We start from the raw sequence: 6,561 nt of genomic DNA, 5'->3' as shown, positions 1-6,561 counted from the left end.
GGTGCGCCTGCGACGCACCCTGCGGCGGGTCGGTGTCGGCGCGATGGCCCGGGTCGTCGCCTCCTCGGCGCTGGAATCGCTCGGCGAGCCGGTCGGCGAGCCCGTCGGCGTCCCGGCTGGAGGGACAGCCTCCGGAACCAGGGGCGAGCCCGACCTTCCGGATCGTCCGCGTCAGGCCCTCGGTGACGCTGAGGCCGCCGACCCTGACCCGATCGCTGACCCCGACCCGATCGCCGACCCCGACCGCGCCACCGACGTCGACCACGCCGACAACGCGCCGCTGCTCAGCTTCGAGGTCGAGGGCCACGGCCAGGTGATCACCCGCCCGCGCGGGTGGACCTCGATCCGCCGCTCCGCTGCGCTCCCCGTCGGGGCGCTGGTGCCGGTCCGCTACGACCCTCAGGAGCCGACCCGCGTCGCGCTGGAGGGGGTGCCGCAGAGCCGCAGCGACCTGTTCTGGCTCCTGCTCGGCCTGGCCTTCGCCGCCTGCGGTGTGACGCTGCTCGCAGCCGCGTTCTGAGCCCCGCCGGTCCCGCCGATCCTGCCGGTCCCGCCGATCCCGTCGGCGTCGCCGCGTCGCGGCGGAAGGCGAGGGTCCTGATCGGCGGAAGACGATGGCTCTATCAGACGGGTGCATGCCCATGCGTCCGGATGGGCAGAGACACGCCGAACGGGTTGGTTTCCGCACCGGAATTCCGACGGCCGGTCCTATGATCCGGCTGTCCGGTTCGGGTCTGTTCGGCGGGTCCGCGCCCCCGCCGGGCGCGCCGCCCCGAGGATCGGCCTGCTCGCAGACCTGATCGCGCATTCGTGTGACCACGTACGACATACCGTACGACCCCGCCCGAACAGCGGGAACCGGCTTGCTCGGGTTACCGTTCGAGTGGCAGCGGAGGGCCTCCGGCACAGACATGTCGGGATCCGTCCGTTTGACAAGGGGCACCGGGGTGCGGTCACACTCCGCATTCAGGACCGTGTCGCCGCGAGCCGCGGCGGCCACCCCCTCATCGACCGGGAGAGAAGAGCGAAGGTGTCCCCGACCAGCGAGACCGCACGCGACGGACGTCGACTCGTCATCGTCGAGTCGCCGGCCAAGGCGAAGACGATCAAGGGTTACCTGGGCCCTGGATACGTGGTCGAGGCGAGTGTCGGGCATATCCGGGACCTTCCCGGCACGGCGGCCGAGGTCCCCGAGGGCTACACCGGCGACGTCCGGCGCCTCGGCATCGACGTGGACCACGATTTCGAGCCGATCTACGTGGTCAATCCGGACAAGAAGGCTCAGGTCTCCAAGCTCAAGACGTTGCTGAAGGAAGCCGACGAGCTCTTCCTCGCGACCGATGAGGACCGCGAGGGCGAGGCCATCGCCTGGCACCTGCAGGAAGTGCTGCGTCCGAAGGTGCCCGTGCACCGGATGGTCTTCCACGAGATCACCAAGGACGCCATCCAGGAGGCCGTGCGCAACCCGCGCGAGCTGAACAAGCGCCTGGTCGACGCCCAGGAGACGCGCCGCATCCTCGACCGCCTCTACGGCTACGAGGTCTCCCCGGTGCTGTGGAAGAAGGTCATGCCGAAGCTCTCGGCCGGCCGCGTCCAGTCCGTGGCGACCCGCCTCGTCGTCGAGCGCGAGCGCGAGCGCATGGCGTTCCGTTCCGCCTCCTACTGGGACCTGACCGCCGTCTTCGCCACCGCCGACGCCGGCCGCGCCGCGGCCGCCGGGGAGCCGGGCACCTTCGGCGCCCGCCTCAGCGCGGTCGACGGCCGTCGCGTCGCGACCGGTCGTGACTTCGACTCGCTCGGGCAGCTCAAGAGCGCCTCCGGCGCGTCCGCCGCCTCCGGTCAGGTGCTGCACCTGGACGAGGAGGCCGCGCGGGGCCTGGCCGCCGCGCTGGTCGCGACCGACTTCCGGGTCCGCAGCGTCGAGTCCAAGCCGTACCGGCGCTCCCCGTACGCGCCGTTCCGCACCACCACGCTCCAGCAGGAGGCCAGCCGCAAGCTGGGCTTCGGCGCCAAGCGCACCATGGACGTCGCGCAGAAGCTGTACGAGAACGGCTTCATCACCTACATGCGCACCGACTCGACCACGCTCTCGGACACGGCCGTGAACGCCGCCCGCGCGCAGGTCGAGCAGCTCTACGGTCGCGAGTACCTGCCGGACGCGCCGCGCACCTACCAGGGCAAGGTCAAGAACGCCCAGGAGGCGCACGAGGCGATCCGTCCCTCCGGCGACCGCTTCCGCACCCCGGCCGAGACCCGCCTGACCGGCGACGAGTACAAGCTCTACGAGCTGATCTGGATGCGGACCGTCGCTTCCCAGATGAAGGACGCCGTCGGGCAGTCCGTCTCGGTCAAGGTCGCGGGCCTGGCCGCCGACGGCCGGGACGTCGAGTTCTCCGCCTCCGGCAAGATCATCACCTTCCACGGCTTCCTCAAGGCCTACGTCGAGGGCCGCGACGACCCGGACGCCGAGCTCGACGACCGCGAGCGCCGGCTGCCGCCGATGGCCGAGGGCGACGGCGTCACCGCCGACGAGATCACCCCCGACGGCCACGCGACCAAGCCCCCGGCCCGCTACACCGAGGCCTCGCTGGTCAAGGAGCTGGAAGACCGCGAGATCGGTCGCCCGTCCACGTACGCGGCGATCATCGACACGATCATCCGGCGCGGCTACGTCTTCAAGAAGGGCACGGCGCTCGTCCCGTCCTTCGTCGCCCTGGCCGCCGTCCGGCTGCTGGAGGAGCACTTCGGCCGCCTGGTCGACTACAGCTTCACCGCCAAGATGGAGGACGACCTCGACGCCATCGCCCGCGGCGAGGCCGAGTCGGTGCCGTGGCTGCGCCGCTTCTACTTCGGCGAGGGCGACGTCGAGGGCGCGGCCGCGTCCGCGGCGGACGCCGGCAACGGCGACGGCGACCACCTCGGCGGCCTCAAGGAGCTCGTCACCGATCTCGGGGCGATCGACGCCCGCGAGATCAGCTCCTTCCCGCTGGGCGACTCCGGCATCGTGCTGCGCGTCGGCCGCTACGGCCCCTACGTCGAGCGCGGCGAGGAGCGCCACGACGTCCCGGACGACCTGGCTCCCGAGGAGCTGACGGTCGAGCTGGCCGAGGAACTGCTGGCCATGCCGAGCGGTGAGCGGATGCTCGGCACCGACCCGGAGACGGGCCGCCAGATCGTCGCGAAGGACGGCCGCTACGGGCCCTACTTCACCGAGATCCTTCCCGAGGGCACGCCGAAGACCGGCAAGAACGCCGTCAAGCCGCGCACCGGCTCGCTGCTGAAGTCCATGTCGCTGGACGAGGTGACGCTGGAGGACGCGCTCAAGATCTTCGGGTTGCCGCGGGTCGTCGGGACCGACGCCGAGGGCGTCGAGATCACCGCGCAGAACGGCCGCTACGGGCCGTACCTGAAGAAGGGCACGGACTCGCGCTCCCTGGAGACCGAGGACCAGATGTTCACGGTCACCCTGGAGGAGGCGCTGGCGATCTACGCCCAGCCGAAGGCGCGCGGTCGCGCGGCGGCGAAGCCTCCGCTGAAGGAGCTGGGCGTGGACCCGGTCAGCGAGAAGCCAGTCGTGGTGAAGGACGGGCGCTTCGGCCCGTACGTCACCGACGGAGAGACCAACGCGACGCTGCGGCGGGACGACTCCGTGGAGGAGATCACGCCGGAGCGGGCGTTCGAGCTGCTCGCGGAGAAGCGCGCGAAGGGGCCCGCCAAGAAGACGGCGAAGAAGGCTCCGGCGAAGAAGACCGCGGCCGCGAAGAAGACGACCGCCGCGAAGACGACGGCCGCGAAGAAGGCTCCGGCGAAGAAGGCCGCGGCGAAGAAGACCGCCAGCGCGTAGCGGTAGACCCAGGGGTGGGGCCTGACGCACGGCCCCGCCCCGGCTCACCCGGCCCCGCCCCGCCCCGGCCCGCCCGGCCTTCGGCCGGGAAGGCTTCCGTCCGACATGCAGGTGGTCCTCGTTCGAACAGGGCCGTCCGCACAGGGTGGTTGCTCGCGCACCTGAGCTCCCTGTGGCCCCTCGAAGCGCACCAGCTTCGGTACCGGAAGGTAACCGTCTGCCAACAGGGGGACGGGGTGTCGGGGGCTCCGGTTAGGCTGGCGGTATGAGCGCCGAGTCGCAGGAGCCCACCAGCGAGGCCCCGGAGAGCCACCAGAGCCCCCGCCCAGAGGACCGCAGCAGCGGAACGTTCGTCGGCGTCAGCCCGACCGATCGTGCCCGTGCGCTGCTGCGCGGTCGTGCCTACGGGCGCGCCTGGCGCGCCCAGGCGGTGGGGACGTTGGGGGACCGCCTCGCACTGCTGACGCTGCTCGCGCTGACGGTGCGCGCCGTCACGGGGGCCCAGGCGTTGGGCGGCGGATACTCGGCGGCGCTGTTCGCGCTCGCCGCGGCCATCGGCGCACGGCTGCTCGGCACGCTGCTCTTCGGCGCCGTACTGCTGGCCCCGCTCGCGCAGTTGACGCGGCGTCTGGACCGGCGGCAGCTGCTCGTCGGCGCGGAGGCGCTGCGCGCCGTGCTGCTGGGGTGCGCGCTGTTCTGGGTCAGCTGGACCGGTACCAGAGCCTGGATCTGGCTGCTGGTCACCGTCTTCGTGACCGCCGCGCTCGAGCGGGTGGTCACCGTCACCCGTGAGTCCTTCACCGAGTCGCTGCTGCCGAGCGCCACCCCTGGGCTCCCGCCGGTGGACCAGCGCCCGGTACTGCGTCACATCGATCTGTGGACGGGGTACGTCTCCCTCCCGCTCGCCGCCCTCGGCTTCGTCCTGCTGATGCTGGTGAACCAGGGCGTCGGGCAGGGCGTCTCGTGGCTGTCCGCGCATCCGCTGGCCCTCGCGGGCTTCGCCGCCGCCGCGCTGTTCGTGCTCGCCGGCGTGCTGCACTTCCGGCAGGAGCTGCCGGACGCGGCGGGCGATGGAACGCGGCCGTTCGAGCCGCGTTCGCCGCTGACCAACCTGCGGGCCCCGGCGGACGTCACCCCGGGCCTGGTCGCGCGTGGGCGCACCGGCTCCTCCCTCACCTTCTCCTTCGCCGCCTGCGCGACCGGTGCGGCGATCGCGGCCGCCGCGGGTGTCGCCTACGTGCACGCCTTCGACCTGCTGGCCGGTGAGATCGGCTACGCGCTGCTGGTCCTCGCGCTGACCGCGGGCGTGCTGCTCGGTCTGCGGGTGAGCCGCAGCGTGCTGCCTCCGCTGAGCCGGCGTCGGCTGCTGCCGCTCGCGATGGTCGTCTCCGGGCTCGGCCTGGTGCTGGGCGGCCTGGTCCGCGACTACGTGCTGGCGCTGGTGCTCTTCTCCTTCGCCGGGATCGCGGGCGGCGTCGCCTTCCGCGGCGCGCGCGACCTGCTGCGGCAGGAGACCGAGGAGGCCCGTCAGCCCAAGGTGGACGAGCACCTGCACGCGATGCTGCGGGTCGCCGTCGCTCTGGCGCTCGTCGCCTCCCCGCTGATCGGCGCGGCCTTCGGCCCCGAGCAGTTCGGCGGCACCACGCTGACCTTCGACCACGGCGGCGCGGGCCTCTCGGTCGCGCTGGCCGGGCTGCTGCTGGTGGTCGCCGGCGTCGTGGTGCTGCTGCGCGCCGACGACCGCAAGGGCGTCGCGCCGCTGCCGCGCGACGTCTGGGACGCCCTGACCGCCGGCTCCGAGCCGCCCGCGTACCGGGCGGGGACGGGTTTCTTCATCGCCCTGGAGGGCGGCGACGGCGCGGGCAAGTCCACGCAGGCGCAGGCGCTGGCGGAGTGGATCCGCAGCAAGGGCCACGAAGTGGTGCTCACCCGGGAGCCGGGCGGCAGCGCCATCGGCCAGCGGCTGCGCGCGATGCTGCTGGACGTCGCCAACACGGGCATCTCGCACCGCGCCGAAGCGCTGATCTTCGCGGCCGACCGGGCCGAGCACGTCGACTCGGTGATCCTGCCCGCGCTCGAGCGCGGCGCGGTCGTCATCACCGACCGGTACACGGACTCCTCCATCGCCTACCAGGGCGCGGGCCGCGACCTGGCCGCCTCCGACGTGGCCCGGCTCAACCGCTGGGCGACCGGCGGCCTGGTGCCGGATCTGACGGTGGTGCTGGACGTCGCCCCGTCGGCCGCGCGTGAGCGCTTCTCGGAGGCGCCGGACCGGATGGAGTCCGAGCCGGAGGCGTTCCACCAGCGGGTCCGCTCCGCCTTCCTGGCCTTGGCCGCCGCCGACCCGGCCCGCTACCTGATCGTCGACGCGGGCCAGCCCGCGCCCGCCGTCACCACCTCCATCCGGCACCGGCTGGACCGCGAGCTGCCGCTCTCGGAGCAGGAGAAGCAGGCCCTGGCGGAGCGGGAGCGTCTGGCCCGCGAGGCCGAGGCGCGCCGCCTGGAGGAGGAGGCCCGCCGCAAGGCCGAGGAGGAGCGGGCCGAGCGTGAGCGCCAGGCCACGCTGGAGCGGCTCCGCCTGGAGGCGGAGGAGGCGGAGAAGGCCCGCCAGGCCGAGGAGGACCGCAAGGCGGCCGAGGCCGCCCGCGAGGCGGCGGAGGCCGCCCGGGCCGCCGCCGAGGCCGAGGCCGCGCGTCGCGCGGAGGAGGAGGCGGAGC

3 protein-coding genes are annotated in these 6,561 nt (G+C 73.0%); all 3 read left to right on the top strand.

Annotated elements, in window-relative coordinates; genetic code table 11:
• Positions 1-520 (top strand): DUF3592 domain-containing protein (locus TR50_RS27835; RefSeq protein WP_236654617.1); only part of this gene is annotated, 520 nt, incomplete at its 5' end.
• Between the two features lie 510 nt (positions 521-1,030).
• On the top strand, positions 1,031-3,844 hold the full coding sequence (topA, locus tag TR50_RS27830; RefSeq protein WP_042427852.1) for a type I DNA topoisomerase: 2,814 nt from the start codon (positions 1,031-1,033) through the stop codon (positions 3,842-3,844).
• Positions 3,845-4,109: 265 nt separating this feature from the next.
• Positions 4,110-6,561: dTMP kinase (gene tmk, locus TR50_RS27825; protein WP_084701081.1), on the top strand; the 2,452-nt coding region annotated here is incomplete at its 3' end.

The sequence above is a fragment of the Streptacidiphilus anmyonensis genome (assembly GCF_000787855.1).
Lineage (GTDB): Bacteria > Actinomycetota > Actinomycetes > Streptomycetales > Streptomycetaceae > Streptacidiphilus > Streptacidiphilus anmyonensis.
This window is presented reverse-complemented; position numbering and strand designations above follow the sequence as displayed.